1 rRNA gene is annotated in these 282 nt (G+C 50.0%); it reads right to left on the reverse strand.

The annotated features are described in order from the left end of the window. Positions 1 to 282 (reverse strand): 23S ribosomal RNA (locus COI44_RS23790); the annotation flags it as partial.

Below are 282 nucleotides of genomic sequence, written 5' to 3' on the forward strand. Positions count from 1 at the left end.
GTTCACTATCGGTCGATCACGAGTATTTAGCCTTGGAGGATGGTCCCCCCATCTTCAGACAGGATTTCACGTGTCCCGCCCTACTTGTCGTACACCTAGTTCTTCCTCGCTGTTTTCGTCTACAGGGCTATCACCTGCTATGGCCGCACTTTCCAGAGCGTTCGACTAACAATGAAGATAAAGAGTACAGGCTGCTCCCATTTCGCTCGCCACTACTCTGGGAATCTCGGTTGATTTCTTTTCCTGCGGTTACTTAGATGTTTCAGTTCACCGCGTTCGCTT

Source organism: Bacillus sp. AFS088145 (assembly GCF_002564465.1).
Lineage (GTDB): Bacteria > Bacillota > Bacilli > Bacillales > Bacillaceae_G > Gottfriedia.